At 64.3% G+C, this 16,127-nt stretch carries 15 protein-coding genes; 6 read left to right on the top strand and 9 right to left on the bottom strand.

What is annotated here, in order from left to right; genetic code table 11:
• Positions 1 to 11: 11 nt before the first annotated feature.
• Both DT070_RS08790 and DT070_RS08785 read right to left on the bottom strand, forming a co-directional pair.
• Positions 12 to 335 carry a DUF2004 domain-containing protein gene (locus tag DT070_RS08790; RefSeq protein WP_122957331.1) on the bottom strand — a complete coding sequence of 108 codons (324 nt, stop codon included), beginning with the start codon at positions 333 to 335 and terminating at the stop codon, positions 12 to 14.
• A 363-nt stretch (positions 336 to 698) separates the two neighbouring features.
• Positions 699 to 1,463 (bottom strand): helix-turn-helix transcriptional regulator, encoded by a 765-nt coding sequence (locus tag DT070_RS08785; RefSeq protein WP_122957330.1) that lies wholly within the window; start codon positions 1,461 to 1,463, stop codon positions 699 to 701.
• A 486-nt stretch (positions 1,464 to 1,949) separates the two neighbouring features.
• Here DT070_RS08785 and DT070_RS08780 point away from each other — a divergent pair, with 486 nt between their 5' ends.
• Positions 1,950 to 3,224, top strand: coding sequence for an MFS transporter (locus DT070_RS08780; protein WP_228778537.1), 1,275 nt, complete (start codon positions 1,950 to 1,952; stop codon positions 3,222 to 3,224).
• Positions 3,225 to 3,230: 6 nt separating this feature from the next.
• On the opposite strand, the gene DT070_RS08775 is transcribed toward DT070_RS08780, so the two are convergent.
• From DT070_RS08775 to DT070_RS08745, 6 genes are all read right to left on the bottom strand, one after another.
• A complete protein-coding gene (locus tag DT070_RS08775) occupies positions 3,231 to 4,529 on the bottom strand; it encodes an RNA polymerase sigma factor (RefSeq protein ID WP_122955041.1) in 1,299 nt (432 codons plus the stop codon).
• A gap of 6 nt (positions 4,530 to 4,535) precedes the next feature.
• Positions 4,536 to 4,967 (bottom strand): YciI family protein, encoded by a 432-nt coding sequence (locus DT070_RS08770; RefSeq protein ID WP_122955040.1) that lies wholly within the window; start codon positions 4,965 to 4,967, stop codon positions 4,536 to 4,538.
• 47 nt (positions 4,968 to 5,014) lie between these two features.
• A complete protein-coding gene (locus DT070_RS08765; protein ID WP_122955039.1) occupies positions 5,015 to 5,551 on the bottom strand; it encodes an SRPBCC family protein in 537 nt (178 codons plus the stop codon).
• Positions 5,552 to 5,725: 174 nt separating this feature from the next.
• Positions 5,726 to 6,499, bottom strand: coding sequence for a YciI family protein (locus DT070_RS21505; protein ID WP_206074059.1), 774 nt, complete (start codon positions 6,497 to 6,499; stop codon positions 5,726 to 5,728).
• Between the two features lie 54 nt (positions 6,500 to 6,553).
• Complete coding sequence (locus DT070_RS08750; RefSeq protein ID WP_122955038.1) at positions 6,554 to 6,991, bottom strand: YciI family protein; 438 nt, start codon at positions 6,989 to 6,991, stop codon at positions 6,554 to 6,556.
• 164 nt (positions 6,992 to 7,155) lie between these two features.
• Positions 7,156 to 8,109, bottom strand: coding sequence for an AEC family transporter (locus DT070_RS08745; protein ID WP_122955037.1), 954 nt, complete (start codon positions 8,107 to 8,109; stop codon positions 7,156 to 7,158).
• Between the two features lie 119 nt (positions 8,110 to 8,228).
• Here DT070_RS08745 and DT070_RS08740 point away from each other — a divergent pair, with 119 nt between their 5' ends.
• Positions 8,229 to 10,349 carry an ATP-dependent helicase gene (locus DT070_RS08740; RefSeq protein ID WP_122955036.1) on the top strand — a complete coding sequence of 707 codons (2,121 nt, stop codon included), beginning with the start codon at positions 8,229 to 8,231 and terminating at the stop codon, positions 10,347 to 10,349.
• Positions 10,350 to 10,359: 10 nt separating this feature from the next.
• Here DT070_RS08740 and DT070_RS08735 read toward each other — a convergent pair whose 3' ends face one another.
• Positions 10,360 to 11,184 (bottom strand): phosphate/phosphite/phosphonate ABC transporter substrate-binding protein, encoded by an 825-nt coding sequence (locus tag DT070_RS08735; protein ID WP_122955035.1) that lies wholly within the window; start codon positions 11,182 to 11,184, stop codon positions 10,360 to 10,362.
• 190 nt (positions 11,185 to 11,374) lie between these two features.
• On the opposite strand from DT070_RS08735, the gene DT070_RS08730 reads away from it, so the two are divergent.
• The 4 genes from DT070_RS08730 to DT070_RS08715 all read left to right on the top strand — a co-directional run bounded on the left by DT070_RS08730 (position 11,375) and on the right by DT070_RS08715 (position 16,119).
• Positions 11,375 to 12,010 carry a hypothetical protein gene (locus DT070_RS08730; protein WP_122955034.1) on the top strand — a complete coding sequence of 212 codons (636 nt, stop codon included), beginning with the start codon at positions 11,375 to 11,377 and terminating at the stop codon, positions 12,008 to 12,010.
• A 31-nt stretch (positions 12,011 to 12,041) separates the two neighbouring features.
• Positions 12,042 to 13,277 (top strand): phospholipase A, encoded by a 1,236-nt coding sequence (locus DT070_RS08725; RefSeq protein WP_122955033.1) that lies wholly within the window; start codon positions 12,042 to 12,044, stop codon positions 13,275 to 13,277.
• Between the two features lie 175 nt (positions 13,278 to 13,452).
• On the top strand, positions 13,453 to 14,778 hold the full coding sequence (locus DT070_RS08720) for a sodium:proton antiporter (RefSeq protein ID WP_122955032.1): 1,326 nt from the start codon (positions 13,453 to 13,455) through the stop codon (positions 14,776 to 14,778).
• 141 nt (positions 14,779 to 14,919) lie between these two features.
• Positions 14,920 to 16,119, top strand: a complete 1,200-nt coding sequence (locus DT070_RS08715) for an imelysin family protein (RefSeq protein WP_122955031.1) — start codon at positions 14,920 to 14,922, stop codon at positions 16,117 to 16,119.
• Positions 16,120 to 16,127: the final 8 nt, after the last annotated feature.

The raw sequence follows: 16,127 nt of genomic DNA, 5'->3' as shown, positions 1-16,127 counted from the left end.
GCTAACTGCAATCAACTTTCCATCGAGATTCCAGCAATCTCACCACCTTCGTCAAAGTTGACAGAGATGACGTACTGCGTGACATCATCCGGAAGCGAAAAATCGAAATTCTCGATCTCGCCTTCGCCCCAGTTGGACTTCAGCTCAAGCAAGCCAAGAACTGCGGACGGCTCAGGCTTATCAGCTCCAAGGTGCTTTTTCCAATAGTCCCGGGGTATCTCCTCAAGGTGGTGACTGACAAACAAAGTAGCGCCATATTCATCGGCCTCTGTCCCAAAAGCCTGCTTGATGGCAGCAAGTGCCAAATTCGCTCTTTTCTTGACTTCGTCTTCCATCATTTTTCCCTTTTCTAACGCAATGAATTCCGCAAACTGCTGCGGCGTAACTTGCGAGTGAATCCGCGAGAGCAGGCACCAAGGCTCGTCTGCTCTGCGTCGTCTCGCCAGAGTTCAACCTTTGAGCTCACCAATTCCTATCTGGTCATCCGCCAGCAGCACAAAAGCCACGAACTGATTGGGACAAAATTAGCGCCCATCCGGTGCTTGAATCAACGGTGCGTTGCGAATTTCAGCGCCTCGCGATTGAAGTAGCGATTTGAGCATTCCATCACCGGAAGGAGGCAAGAAAGTCAGGCATCGGTAACGCATTTGTAGCGTCAAGCCATAGATGCCGCAGTTCGTGCAAGCGCTGGAAGTGGCTCAGGCGGCGCGTAACGCTGTCACTGCGCGCGCAGGAAAGGCATCCCCTTCGGTTACCTGCCGCCAGTCCTCCTGCCCCATCCAGTCGCGCAGCGCCACCACACCCTTGGGCGTGATGTCCAGCGCGCGCATGCCCTGGCGGCGCAACAGCCAGCCGCGCTCCAGGCTGTGGTTGCAGATCAGCGTGCCGAGTTGCCCGGCGACGTGAAAGCGGCGCTCGCTCCAGTCGAGGCAGGGGCGGCAGTAAGGCCGCTTGCTGTTGATGCTGGTGGGCGAGGTTGACAGCTCGATGCCCAGGCGTGCCAGCACGGCATTGGCTTTGGGGGTGACGTGGCCGGCTTCGCCATCAAAGGTGATGGCGCCGTCTTCCAGCAGATGGTGGGCGATGGCCACGCCCAAGCGGCCGGCGATGTGGTCGTAGCAGCTGCGGGCCATGCGCATGGCGGCGTCTTTGGGGCCGGGCACCACGGCGCGGCGTGGCGTGGGCGCGTTTTGTGAGGCGAGTTGTGTGATGCCTTCGAGCACACGGGCCACTTCCACCGAAGCGAGGCGGTGGTAGCGGTGGCGGCCGTGCTGTTCTACACACAGCAGACCGCCTTCGACCAGCAAGGCCAGGTGTCGGCTGGCGGTTTGGGGCGACACATTGCCGACCCCGGCCAATTCATGCGCGGTGAGCGAGCGGCCGTCGAGCAGCTCCATCAGCATGGCGGTGCGGGCCGGCTCGCCGACCAGCGAAGCGATGTGGGCGATCTGGTTGGTATTCATCATGGGTAAGAACCTGTTTACGATCTAAATGGGGCCGCGCAAGTGCTTTCTCGGGATGGGATGCAAGGCGCGGTGCGCTGCCCATAGCCCAGCTATGGGCTAGCGCCGCAACGCCGCAGACCGCCCGAGAAGGCGCTTGCCCTCCGGGTTGGGGTGACGCAAACGCGGTCGCGTTTGCATCCCCATTGGGGCAGCTGCACGACGCCCAGCCGGCCGGCTGGGCGGTCGGGCGATTGAGCCACCCGGTCCCTTGCATGGGCATGAGCCCATGCGGCGTGCCCTGTCGGCCCACTCATCCCGATTGCACCCCAACGCGGCCCCATTTAGATCGTAAACAGGTTCTAAGGCCTTGTAGTGCCTACCTTAGCAGCATCGCGCGGTCCATGCTTCGCTCCATGACGAAGCATCAAGGCGGGCGTTCGCCGCACCATGAAGGCCATGTAGCCATCAACGCCGCCCGACAAGGAGAACCCTATGGAGTCGCCAATGACCCCAACCCTGCAGCCGCCGGCGCCCCGCGCCTTTTATGGAACCACCGTGGTACGCGCCGCCTTTGTGCTGGCCATCTTCGGCTGGGGTGTGGGCTTTTACAGCCCGGCGATTTTTCTGCATGCGGTGATCGCGCGCACCGGCTGGGCGCTGCCGCTGGTGTCAAGCGCCGTGACATTTCACTTCCTCTTTGGCGCGGGCGTGGTGGCCTGCCTGCCGCGCCTGCATGCCCGGCTGGGTGTGGCCGCCACGACCGCCGCAGGTTGCGCGGCGCTGGCAGCCGGCTTGCTGGGCTGGGCCCTGGCCGCGCAGCCCTGGCAGCTGTTTCTGGCGGCGGTGCTGACGGGCGGCGGCTGGGTCACCATGGGCGCGGCAGGCATCAACGCCATCATCTCGCCCTGGTTTGCGCGCGGGCGGCCCATGGCGTTGGCCAAGGCTTACAACGGCGCCAGTTTGGGCGGCGTGATTTTCTCGCCGCTGTGGGGCGCGCTGATCGCAGCGATAGGCTTTACCGCCGCCACGGTGATGGTGGGTGGCGCCATGCTGGCTGTCGTGGCTTACCTCTGTTTTTATGTGGTCGTGCAGACGCCCGAGCGCATGGGCCAGCGGCCCGATGGTGACGCGCCGGGCATGCCGGCACGCACCATCACCTCTGCCCACGCCAAGCCGCTGCCGGGCCGCCTGCTGTGGCGTGACCGCAGCTTTCGCACGCTGGCGGCGGCGATGGCGCTGAGTTTGTTCGCTCAAGCCGGCTTGATCACGCACCTGTATTCGCTGCTGGTGTCGGCGCTCGGCACCCAGGGTGCAGGCCTGGCGATGGCGCTGGCTACGGCTTGCGCCATCGGTGGCCGAACAGTGGTCGGTAAATTCATGCCTGCCGACGCTGATCGACGCGTGGTGGCCAGCGTGAGCTACGCGGTGCAGATTGGAGGCTCGCTGCTGCTGGCCTGCGCGGCGGAACACCAGACCGCGCTGATCCTGCTGGGCGTGGTGTTGTTTGGCGTCGGCATCGGCAATGCGACTTCGCTGCCGCCGCTGGTGGCGCAGGTGGAGTTCGTCAAGGAGGATGTTCCGCGTGTGGTCGCGCTGATCGTGGCCATGTCGCAGGGCCTGTGGGCGCTGGCGCCGGCAACGTTTGCCCTGCTGCTGGTGACTGGCAGCGGGAGCCCGGCACATCTGGGCGCGGGCACCGGCCTTTACTTCGGCGCGACCGTGCTGCTGCAACTGGCCGCCATCGCCTGCATGCTGGGCGGGCGCAAGCCTGCAGCCTGAGTTGCTTCAGGAAAGGCGCGGTGCGCCATCGGGCATGCAAGCCGCTGCGCGTGCCAGCAGCAACTCGCGCTCGCGCAGGTTGCGCGTGAGCGAGGCGGCGCGTTCGAACTCGGCATGCGCTTCGTCGAGCCGGCCGAGCTTGAACAAAAAGTCGGCGCGCACGCTGGGCAGCAGGTGGTAGTTTTTCATCAGCGGCTCGGCGAGCAATGCATCGGCCACCTCCAGCCCCGTTGCCGGGCCAAAAGCCATGGCCAGAGCGACGGCACGGTTGAGCTCCACCACCGGTGAGGGCATCAGCTGCGCCAGTGCGTCATAGAGCGCGGCGATGCGCTGCCAGTCGGTGTCGGCGCCAGTGGGCGCACGTGCATGGCAGGCGGCAATCGCGGCCTGCAGCGCATACGGCCCCAGCGCACCGCCCAGCGCCTCGGCGCGCGCCAGTGCGGCAAAGCCGCGGCGGATCAGGATATGGTCCCAGCGCGCGCGGTTTTGCTCCAGCAGCAGGATAGGCTCGCCCGACGGCCCGGTGCGCGCCTTGGCGCGTGAGGCCTGGATTTCCATAAGGGCGACCAAGCCGTGGACTTCGGGCTCTTGCGTCGCCAGCTCAGCCAGCACGCGCCCCAGGCGCAAGGCTTCATCGCACAGCGCGGGCCGCATCCAGTCACCGCCCGAGGTGGCTGAGTAGCCTTCATTGAAGATCAAATAAATGACCTCCAGCACCGAGGCCAGCCGCGCGCCGCGCTCTTCGGGGCCGGGCACCTCAAAGGGCACACGCGCCTCGGCCAGCGTACGTTTGGCGCGCACGATGCGCTGGGCCACCGTGGGCTCGGGCACCAGAAAGGCGCGTGCGATTTCGTCAGTGCTCAGCCCGCCCAGCAGCCGCAGCGTGAGGGCAATCCGCGCCTCGGTCGACAGCACCGGGTGGCAGGCGGTGAAGATGAGGCGTAGCAAATCATCGCCATAGTCGTCGGCGCCGTCTTCGCCGGAGCCGGGCTCATCTACATCGGCGAAAGCCATTTCCTGCTCCAGCTCGAGTTCATGGCCCAGCTCTTCGTGCTTGAGCGCGAGCAGCTTGCGCCGCCGCAGGTGGTCGATGGCGCGGCGCTTGGCCACGGCCATAAGCCAGGCGCCCGGGTTGTCCGGCACGCCGGTCTTGGGCCAGCGCTCCAGCGCGGTGACCAGCGCGTCCTGGGCGATCTCCTCGGCCAGGCCCACCTCTTGCACCATGCGTGCAACCTTGGCGATGACCTTGGCCGATTCGATGCGCCAGACGGCGTCGATGGCGCGATGGGTTTCATGGGACGCCATGCGGCTTCAGGCGCCCTTGTTTTTTCCGCTCGGCGCCTGTTGCATCTCCGTGAAGCCGGCGGCGGCCTCCTGCACGTCGGGTGGAAAGTCCGACATCTCCTGCACCTGGCGCACTTCGATGATTTCGTTTTCACCACCGGGGCAGCGTGAGGCCCACTCGATGGCCTCGGCACGTGAGGCCACATTGATCATCCAGTAGCCGCCCAGCACTTCGCGGGCTTCGGCAAAGGGGCCGTCGCTGACATGGGCCTTGCCGCCCGGGAAAGTCACGCGTGCGCCCATGGAAGGCGGGTGCAGGCCGTCCAGCGCGACCAGCACGCCGGCTTTTTGCAGCGCTTCGTTGTACTTCATCATCGCGGCGACGGCGTCGGCATCCGGCATCGTGCCCGCGGCGGCGGTTTCGTAGCCCTTGGGGATCATCAGCATCATGAATCGCATTTGAATACTCCTTGAATGTGGGGTGGTGCGGGATGGGTGATCCGGGCTTACTTTTCTGCAGCGGTCTTCAGGCCGGCCAGGCCCGCCTCGAAATCCTTGCCTACCATCTTGTCCATATCGAAGAACACATGCATGACCCTGGCCATCAGGGGCGCGGGGCCGGACATATCCCAGCTCACGACACTGCCGCCGGCCTGCGGCTGGATGCTGAAGACCACCTTGTTGTGCGCTTCAAAAGGCTTGCTGAAGTTCAGGTCAATCCTGATGACGGAAGACGGCACGGACTCGGTGATCAACATGTCGCCGGTGCCGACTTCCTTGCTTTCCCAGGCGTATGCCGAGCCCTTGCCGGTGGCCGGGCCGCTGTAGCTGCGCTTCATGGCGGCATCCTTCTTCTCCCAGGGCGACCAGGCGGCCCACTGCTTGTAGTCGTTGATCAGCGGGAAGATTTTTTCGGGTGGCGCCTGGATGGTGGTCTGGCGCTGCACGCGGAAGGTGTCGGGCTTGTTGGAGGCCAGTATGAGCACGGCCACGATAAAAACGACGATGGCGACGGCGACAACGATGGCGATGGTCTTGAACATGTTTTAGTCCCTTAAGTTGGTGTTCGTTCACTTCGATAAATGGGCGAGCGCTGGATTTATCGGGCCTTTACGGCCTTCAAAAAACGTCCGCTCTACCGGTACGACGAACGGAAAACGCAAAATCGACACGCCCAGCCAAAAAATTTCAACTATTTTTGGCCGAAGCCCTGAACCTCAGGCCGGAACGAAATCGGCGGCTTCATACAGCAGCCTGATTTCCACCTCAACCTCTTCCGTATCGCGAAACGGAAAGGGATAGGCCAGCGCCCAGTCGACCGCGGCCTGCAGCGAACGCGCCTGGATGATCCAGAAACCGGCCAGCAACTCCTTGGCTTCGGCAAACGGCCCGTCCATCACGCTGGGTTTGCCCCGGGTGAATTTCATGCGGGACGCGCTGGCGCTGGGCTTGAGCCCTTCGCCCATCAACAGCACGCCGGCCTTGACGGCTTCGTCGTTGTGCTCCGCCATGCGCCCCAGCCACTGGCTGTCGGGCACGATGCCAGCTTCGGCCCTTTCGTTGGCCTTGAGCAAAATCATGAAGCGGCGGAAACCCTCCGGCAGGGGCGGTGCGCCCTCACCGGCCACACCGCGCAGGCCGCCGGGGCAACCGCCTTCACGGATTTCCAGCGAGGTGTTGCCGTTGGCATCTTCCTGCGGCCAGCGCTTGAGCCATTCAAGGACTTCTTCCCGCGAAGCCGCCTCGATCATGGTGAAGCCGGCGATCAGCTCTTTGGACTCGGTGAAGGGACCGTCGGTCACCGTGGGCTTGCCGCCGGAAAACCGGATCAGTGCGCCCTTTGAGCTGGCCTGCAGGCCCTCGCCGCCCAGCAGCATGCCGGCTTTGGCCAGTTCCTCGTTGTAGGCGCCCATGGCCGCCAGCAGCGCGGGGCTGGGCAGCTCGCCCGCCTCGGTGCTTGCGTCGGATTTGCGCAGGATCATGTATTGCATGCGTAGGGTCTCCTTTGGAACCCGGTTTTTACCTCAAACGCGGGCCCGAGGGCTTCAGCTCCGCGCGCCGGTCTGCGCCTCGACCTGCCGGCGCAGCCGCTCTTCGGCTTCGCGGAGCTCGGGCGTGAACTCGGCGCCGAAGTCTTCGGCCGAAAACACCTGGCGGATTTCGATTTCGGCTTCGCTCTCTGGCGGCAAGGGGCAGCGCTTGACCCATTCAATCGCTTCTTCTTTTGAGGAGACCTGCAGTATCCAGAACCCGGCCACCAGCTCCTTGGTTTCAGGAAACGGCCCGTCGATCACGCTGCGCTTGCCGCCCGAGAACCTGACGCGCGCGCCCTTGGCGCTGGGGTGCAGCCCCTCGCCCGCCAGCATCACGCCGGCCTTGACCAGTGACTCGTTGAACTTGCCCATGTCGGCCAGCAGCTTTTCGCTGGGCATTTCACCGGCTTCGCTGTGTTTGTCGGCTTTGATCAGAACCATGAATTTCATTTCGGACCCCTTGAAGTTGGGAGCGGAGAGCCCGGACATCCCGGGCAGAAACATCCTGCTCTTACCGGTACGACGAATGGGTTGGGCGAAATCGACAGCGCGGGGCCGTCTTTTTTCAGGTTTTTTGTAACAGCGGCCGGAAAGGCCCCACCGCCGCAGCCGGCTCAGGTCAGCAGGGCCACCGCTGCCGAGAAGCTGAAGAAGGCCAGCACCGTCGACAGCAGGATGATGCGGGCGATGCGCCCGTTGTCGGCGCCAAAGCGCTCGGCCAGCAACGCCACATTGCTGGCGCTGGGCAGCGCTGCCACCAGCACGATCACCGTGAGCGCAAACGGCTGCAGCGGTACACCCACGGCAATGGCGCCCAGCCCGACCAAGCCCACCAGCACCGGGTGCAGCACCAGTTTGATGAGCGCAACCGGCACGTACTCCTTGAGGGGCGTGGCTGCCGTGCTATTCATTTGAGAGCGCGCCAGCACCGCGCCAATGGTGAACAGCGCCACCGGCGAGGCCGCGTCGGCCAACAGCCCCACCGTTTGCATCACCGGCCCGGGCAACGCCACGCCAAAGCCGGACGACAGCGCGCCCAGCACAATGGCCCAAGGCATGGGATTGAGCGCCACGCCTTTCAGCGCTTTCTGCGCGGCAACCTCGGCGCCATGGATATCGGCCGAGTCCAGCCGCGACAGCGCGATGCACAGCGAACTCGTCACCAGCAAATCGACCAAGATGGTGACGATGGCCGGGCCGGCGGCCTGCGCGCCCAGCAGCGCCACCAAAAGAGGCACGCCCATAAAGCCGGTGTTGGGAAAGGCCGCCACCAGCGCGCCGAAAGACGCGTCGTTCCAGGCAATGCGGCCCTTGCGCGTAAGCATCACGGTAAACGCCACCATCAGCAGCGCGCACACCAAATAGACGGCCACCAGGCTGGCGTCCAGCAGCTGCGCAATCGGTGTGCCCGCGCCAAAGCGGTACAGCATGCAGGGCAGCGCGAAATACAGCACAAAGGTATTGAGGCCAGGGATGGCGGCCTGCGGCAGCATCGCGCGGCGCGCCGCCACGTAACCGCACAAAACCAGGGCAAAAAATGGAAAGGTGATGAGGAGAATGCTTAACACAAAGCATATTGTCACCGGCAAACAACGGGATGGGCTGACCGGCGCTGACTGGCTATGATTCCCGCTGCTTCTTTGTCTTCCGTCTGGACTTCCTCCCCCGGCCCCACCCGTCTGCCTGCATGTCGTCACCTTCTCCTGCGTCCCCCATCGCCTCCGGCCTGAACCTCGCCCAGCAAGAAGCCGTCAACTACCTGCATGGCCCCTGCCTGGTGCTGGCCGGCGCCGGCTCGGGCAAGACGCGGGTGATCACGCACAAGATAGGCCGGCTGATCCAGTCGGGCCTCAAGCCCGAGCAGATCGCCGCGATCACCTTCACCAACAAGGCCGCCGCCGAAATGCGCGAACGGGCCAAAGCCCTGATCGGCAAACCCGCCAAAGGCGTGCTGGTCTGCACCTTCCATGCGCTGGGCGTGCGCATGCTGCGCCAGGACGGCGCGGCGCTGGGCCTGAAGCCGCAGTTTTCCATCCTCGACAGCGACGACGTGACCAGCATCATCAAGGACGCCGGCGGCAGCACCGATGCGGCCACCGCACGGCAGTGGCAATGGACCATCAGCCTGTGGAAAAACATGGGCCTGAACGCAGCCGAGGCCATGGCCCAAGCCAACGGCGATGAAGAGCGCACCATCGCCCGCGTGATGGCGCACTATGAAGAGCGCCTGACGGCCTACCAGAGCGTGGACTTCGACGACCTGGTGGGCCTGCCGCTCAAGCTGCTGCGCGAACACGAGGCCGTACGCACGAAGTGGCAGGACTCTTTGGGCCACGTGCTGGTCGACGAGTACCAGGACACCAATGCCACGCAGTACGAAATGCTCAAGCTGCTGGTGGGCCCGCGCGGGCGCTTTACTGCCGTGGGCGACGACGACCAGTCCATCTACGGCTGGCGCGGCGCCACGCTGGACAACCTGAAGAAGCTGCCGCAGGACTACCCCAACCTCAAGGTGGTGAAGCTCGAGCAGAACTACCGCTCCACCAGCGCCATCCTGCGCGCGGCCAACAACGTGATCGGCCCCAACCCCAAGCTGTTTCCGAAGACGCTGTTCAGCGAATTGGGCGAAGGCGAGCCGGTGCGCGTGATCGACTGCGACAGCGAAGAGCACGAGGCCGAGCGCGTGGTAGCCCGCATCCAGAGCCTGCGCGCCGAAGGCAGCCTGCAGGCCGAGGGCGGGCAGTTCAAGGAGTGGAAAGACTTTTGCGTGCTCTACCGCGCCAACCACCTGGCCAAGCCTTTTGAGAAAGCCTTTCGCAAGGCCAACATTCCCTACAAGGTCTCGGGCGGGCAAAGTTTTTTTGACCGTGCCGAGATCAAGGACCTGTGCTGCTGGATGCGGCTGCTGGTCAACAACAACGACGACCCGGCGTTTATGCGCGCGGTCACCACGCCCAAGCGCGGCATCGGCCACACGACGCTGGGCGCGCTGGGCAACTTTGCCAGCCAGTCCAAGCAAAGCCTGTTTGAAGCGCTCTTCAGCAACTCGCTGGGCTCGGTGCTGCCGGCCAAGGCGGTGGGCTCACTGCATGAGTTTGGCCGCTACCTGAACGACCTGGAATACCGCGCCAAGCGCACCGTGGGCGCAGAAGACGCACGCGTTTTCCTGAACGACTGGCTCAAGGAAATCGATTACGAAAAACACCTGTACGACGGCGAAGACAGCGAAAAGCTGGCCGCCGCACGCTGGACCAACGTGATGGATTTTTGCGACTGGGTGGCGCAGCGCTGCGGCGGGCAGATTGACGACACGTCAGGCGCCGTGGTGGCCGCCGAAACCAAAACCATGCTGGAAGTGGTGCAGACGATTGCGCTGCTCTCCACCATCAGCGAACGTGAAGGCGACCAGAACGTGGTCACCCTTTCAACCCTGCACGCCGCCAAAGGCCTGGAGTGGCCGCATGTGGTGCTGGCCGGCGTGAACGAGGGCCTGCTGCCCTTCAAGCTGGAAGACGATGACGGCGTCAACACCGACAGCATTGCATTGCGCCTGCAGGAAGAACGCCGCCTGATGTACGTGGGCATCACCCGCGCGCAGCGCACGCTCGCCGTGAACTGGCTGCGCAAACGCAAAAAAGGCCGCGACATGATCCCCGGCGCACCCAGCCGCTTCATCGCCGAGATGGCCCTGGACAAAGCCACCGTGAAAGAAGACCCGCGCGAAAAGCTCAAGGCCTTGCGCGCGGAGTTTGCGAAGAAGTCAGCGGATGGGATTGCTGCGGCTGCGGCGGCTTCAGAGAGCCGCTAGCGTTGCGGAATCAAACCCCCAGCCATTTACCCAGCTCAAGCAGCTTGGCCTGGTCATACGGCGCAAAGCCCTGCACGGTCATTGACTCCAGCCGTTTCTTGCCGTCGGCGGATTGGTCCAGGCCCACAAAGTAGGCGGTGAGCTGGGCGCGCTCGGCCTCAGTCACTTTGCTGCTGGCGATCAGGTGCTTGATGGGTACGGGCTTGCTGGTGGCCAGCACCTTGCCGCCTTTGGCTTGCCATTCCTTGACGACGGCGCGTGAGGCGGTGACGCCGGAGGCGACCATGTTGTTTTCCACCATGAAGGGCACGGCATCCTGCAGTTTGACGTAAACGGTTTCGGGGAGCTGGGGGCCCAGCGCGTCGCGCAGGGTAGCGCGCATGATCACGGAGGTGATGGAGTCTTCGCTGGGCGCGCCGACCTTGAGGCCTTTCAGGTCGTTGATGGACTTGAGCGGGGAGTCGCTGCGCACCATGAAGGAGGCGCTGTATTCGGTGAAGCCCTTGGTCACCGCAACGAGGTGGTAGCCATTTTTGGACAGCGCGCGAATCGAGTGGTGCGCGGGGTGCACCCAGGCGAGGTCGTAGCGCTGCTCGGCCAGGCCGGCGGCGAGCTCTTTGTAATCCGTGACGGCCTGTACCTTGACCGGGCGCTTGAGCAGCTTGCCCAGGTCTTCGGACAGCTCGCGGAAACGCTCCACGGTGGCGCCGGGGTTGACGCGGTAGGTCACGCCTTCATTCACGGCAAACACCAGGGGGGTCTGGGCCCAGGCCTGGCCGGCCATCAAAGCTGTCAAGGCCAGCGCCAAAGCACCTACACGTTTAAAAATCCTCATCAAAACTACCTCTGTCGATAATGGGTTGGAAACTGGAATCCCCCATGGGGAAACCGGGAAAACCACTTCAGTGTCGATGATTACAAACGTTTGCAACTCATGGGTTTTACCTGTGTCGCGCCTGATACAAGATGTATTCGTGAGATAGTTCGCAAGCCTTGCGGCATGCGTGTTGCTTAAAACCTGCACCTTGTTGCGCCTCTACCTGTTCTACCCGTTTCACTTTTATCGCCGCACGCATGGCTGCATTGCCGGCTTCGCGGCTTCCTGCAGTTTTATTCCGGACGGCCTTGCCGGTCGTCCCCCTGACCTGTCCATGATTTCGAATCTTTTCCGCCCCGCTCTCATTTTGATAGCTGCCTGCGCACTATCCACCTCGGCTGCAGCCCAAAATGCTTCACAAAACACGGTGGGCAGCGCATGCCCCGCCGCGGCCGACATGAAGGCCGAGCAGTTGCACGGCCTGTGGGCAGTGCAATTCACCAACCCGCCGGGCGGGCTGCCCGCGCGCGCCACCATGCTGCTGGAGCGGCACGCCGAATTCGCCGAAAGCCTGGCCGGCGTGGTGAGCCGTGACCTGGGGCCGGCCGCCGGCTCGAAAGCCATCGCGGCCCATGCCGCCAAGGCCGCACTGGCCGGCGACCTGGAAGGCGGCATGCTGCTGCTGGACGAGTCTTCCGACAATGTCAGCATCACCGGCACCTGGAACGGCGAGATGGTGGCGGGCTCCTGCGGCAAGGCCTTCCAGGGCACCTGGAAAGACACCAGCAGCAGCGCGCCCGACAACGCGCCGGACATTCCTTTCACGCTGACCCGGCTGCCTTGATCTCCTGAATCCGCACATCAAACCACTCACCATGCGACTGATACAGAAACCCTTCCCATCTGCCGCGCGCCCGCTGGGGGACAGCCTGCTGGCACCTTTGGCGCCTTTGGCACCTCTGGCGTTGCTGGCATTTTTTGCAGCAGCCCCGGCGCACGCGCAAACCGCGTCGCCCCGCACGTCGCCCCTCGGCTGGCAAACCTGCCAGGCCATGAAAAGCGACCCGGCCGCGCAGCTGAGCTGCTTCCAGCAGTGGGCGGACTCGCAGGCACCGGCCAACACACCCTCCCCCAGCCTGACCATGGCCCCGGCCAACCCGGCCACCGGCCAGCCCGCCACGCCGGTGCTGCTGCTGCCGTCGCTGAACACCGAGGCGCCCGACGGCAAACCGATCGGTTGCAAGAACACCCAATACTCCGAGCTCTCGCGCTTCTGGGAGCTGCAGCGCGGCACCGATTGCGACACCTTCTCGCTGCGCGGCTACCGGCCGATCACGCTGGCCGTCTCTACGTCTGACAGCGTGAACATGCAGCCGTCGTCACCCGCGCTGGGCCACACCGCGCTGACGGCGCAGCCCTATATGCGCACCGAAAACAAGATCCAGCTGTCGGTGCGTACCAAGGTGGCCAAGGGCTTGCTGAAAAGCGGTGACAACGATGAAGACGACCACGACTCGGTGTGGTTCGGCTACACGCAGCAAAGTTACTGGCAGCTTTTTAACGGCAGCATCTCGCGGCCGTTTCGCACAACCGACCACGAGCCGGAAGTGATTTACATCTACCCGCACCAGATCCCGCTGGCCGGCGGCTGGAACTACCGGCTCTCGGGCCTGGGGCTGGTGCACCAGTCCAACGGGCAGTCGCTGCCGCTGTCGCGCAGCTGGAACCGCGTTTACCTGATGGGCGCGGCGGAGAAAACGCTGGGCCAGGACTCGGGGCTGATCCTGCAGGGCCGTATCTGGGACCGGCTCAAGGAGTCTTCGGGCAACGACGACAACCCCGGCATCGAGAACTACATCGGCCGCGCCGAGGTCTCGGGCAGCTGGCAGATCAACAAGGCCAACACGGTGGGCGTGACGCTGCGGCATTCGCTGCGCAAGGAAGCGCGCGGCTCGGCCCGCTTTGACTGGATGATGGCGCCCGCCTCGTCGCCCAACTACACCGGCCTGCGCTACCACGTGCAGCTCTTCAGCGGCTACGGCGACAGCCTGGTGGACTACAACCGAAAGCGCAATGTGCTGAGCATCGGCCTGAGCCTGGTGGACTGGTAACCGCAGCGCCGCCGCCACTGCTTTGCTATATTTTTGATAGCTATAAACCAATGCTGCAATTGGGCTAGAGGCTCTTTTTACTAAAAATCCTCGCCGATTCAACGCCTGCGCCGCCGCCGCACAGACGGCGCGCCGGCTGATACCCGGACGCCGCCGCTTGCCGTAGGCTGTGGCGATGACTTTTCCCGAGCCCACCACCTTCACGCTGGCCTGTATCGTCGCGGGCGCGCTGCTGATCGCCATGACGCTGGGCGGCTCTTTCATCGCGCGCCTGCCGCTGAGCTCGGCCATGCTCTACCTCGGCGTGGGCGTGGCGATCAGCCCCGTCGGCCTGGGGCTGGTGAAGCTCGACGCCTTCAAAAACGCCGTGCTGCTGGAGCGCCTGACCGAAGTCGCCGTGCTGATCTCGCTCTTCACCGCCGGCATGAAACTCGAATTTCGATGGAAGGACGGCCGCTGGCGCATCCCGGTGCAGCTGGCCACGGTCTCGATGGTGCTGACGGTGGGGGCCGTGACCGCGCTGGGTGTGTATGTGCTGAATTTGCCGCTGGGCGCCGCCGTGCTGCTGGGCGCCATCCTCGCGCCGACCGACCCAGTGCTGGCCTCGGACGTGCAGGTGGCCAACCCGGGCGACCGCGACCGGCTGCGCTTTGGCCTGACCGGCGAAGGCGGGCTCAACGACGGCACGGCGTTTCCGTTTGTGATGCTGGGCCTGGGCCTTTTGGGCTTGCACAAGCTGGGCGAAGGCGGCTGGCGCTGGTGGGCGGTCGATGTGCTGTGGGCCGTGGCCGGCGGCCTGGCGCTGGGCTGGCTGCTGGGCACGCTGGTGGGCCGCGCCATCCTTTACCTGCGCATGCGGCACCGCGAGGCGCTGGGCTCAGACGAGTTCATCGCGCTGGGGCTGATCGGGCTGACCTACGGCGTGGCATTGCTCTTTCACACCTACGGATTCCTTGCGGTGTTTGCCGCAGGGCTGGCGCTGCGGCGCATTGACGAGCCGCAGTCACGCCCGGCACCCCAGGCGCCGGCCAGCCCCGAAGAAACGCTGAGCCCCGCGGACCAGGAAGCCTCAGGCGCGGAAGCGCCCGCGCACATGATGCGGGCGGTGCAGCGCTTTAACAGCCAGCTCGAAAGTTTTGTCGAGGTCGCCATCGTGCTGGCCGTCGGGGTGCTGGTGGCCACCACGCGGTTTCGCACCGAGGTGCTGTGGTTCATCCCTGTGCTGTTCCTGGTGATCCGGCCGGTGGCGGTGTATATCGGCCTGCTGGGCACGCCGGTCAGCGGCGCGCAGCGCAACCTGATGAGCTGGTTCGGCATTCGCGGCATCGGCTCGCTCTATTACCTGCTTTACGCGATCAACCACCACATTGAGCGCGCACTGGCGCAGCAACTGCTTTCCATCACGCTGGCGGTGGTGGTGGCGTCGGTGGTGGCGCACGGCATCTCGGTCACGCCGCTGATGAAGCGCTACGAGGCGCGCAAGGCCGGCCGGCGGAAATAACCCTGTAACGGGGCCGCCGTGGGCGGATTGCCCGCACTGGCTGCCACCCTGAAGGCATCGATGTTATTGATAACTATTCGCATTTGTATAATCGCGGTTTCGATCCCGTTTGGCCGATTAACAAGTACCCAGGAGTTGTCAATGAAACCCGTGCTGAAACCCGTCTTCCTCGCCGCCACGCTGGCCCTGCTGGCAGCACCCGCCATGGCCCAGCCCGCAGCGGCAGCGCCCGGCGCGAAGGCAACGGCACAGGCCGGCACCACGCCTGCCAGCGTGGCCAAACATTACGCCCATCTGGTACAGGCGAATTACGACGACACGCTGGCCAGCACGCTCACCCTGCAAAAAGCCGTGCAGGCGCTGATTGATGCGCCGTCCGACGAAGCGCTCAAGGCCGCCCGCAAGGCCTGGCTGGACGCGCGCGAGTACTACGGCCAGACCGAAGCCTTCCGTTTTTATGGCGGCCCGATCGACGACAAAAACGGCCCAGAAGGCCGCATCAACGCCTGGCCCATGGACGAGTCTTACGTCGACTACGTGAAAGACTCGCCCAATGCCGGCATCATCAACAACCGCAAGGTCACCATCAGCAAGAAGCAGCTGGCCAGCCTGAACGAGCGCAACGGCGAAGAAAACATCGCCACCGGCTGGCACGCGATTGAATTTCTGCTGTGGGGCCAGGACCTGAGCACCACCGGCCCGGGCAACCGTTCGTTTGAAGATTTTGTCGACGGCAAGAAGCCCAACGCCGACCGCCGCCGCCAATACCTCAAGGTCGTGACCGAGCTGCTGGTGGACGACCTGACCACCCTGACCAAAGCCTGGGCGCCGACCGGCAAGTCTTACCGCGCGAAGTTCGAGCGCGGCGGCCTGGAGTCGGTGCGCAAGATCTTTGGCGGCCTGGGCTCGCTCTCGCGCGGTGAACTCGCCGGTGAGCGCCTTGAAGTGGCCCTGGCCAGCCAGGACCAGGAAGATGAGCACTCGTGCTTTTCGGACAACACGCACCGCGACGTGGTGAACAACGCCAAGGGCATCCAGAACGCCTGGCTGGGCCAGTACAAACGCGCCGACGGCACCACGCTGGCCGGCCCGTCGCTGCGCGACCTGGTGGCGGAAAAGAACCCGGCCCTGGCCGAGCGCACCAGCAAACAGATCGCTGCCTCCGTCGCTGCCGCCGAAGGCATCCAGGCGCCGTTTGACCGCGAGATCACCGGCGCCAAGGATGCGCCCGGCCGCCTGCGCGTGCAAAAAACCATCGACAGCCTGGTGCAGCAAAGCAAGGACCTGGTCGAATCGGCCAACGCCGCCGGCATCACCAAGCTGACGCTGGTCAAACCGTAAGTGTCGCG

The sequence above is a fragment of the Polaromonas sp. SP1 genome (genome assembly GCF_003711205.1).
Lineage (GTDB): Bacteria > Pseudomonadota > Gammaproteobacteria > Burkholderiales > Burkholderiaceae_C > Polaromonas.
Note: the sequence above shows the minus strand (reverse complement) of the source record. Positions and strands in the feature narration are given on the sequence as shown.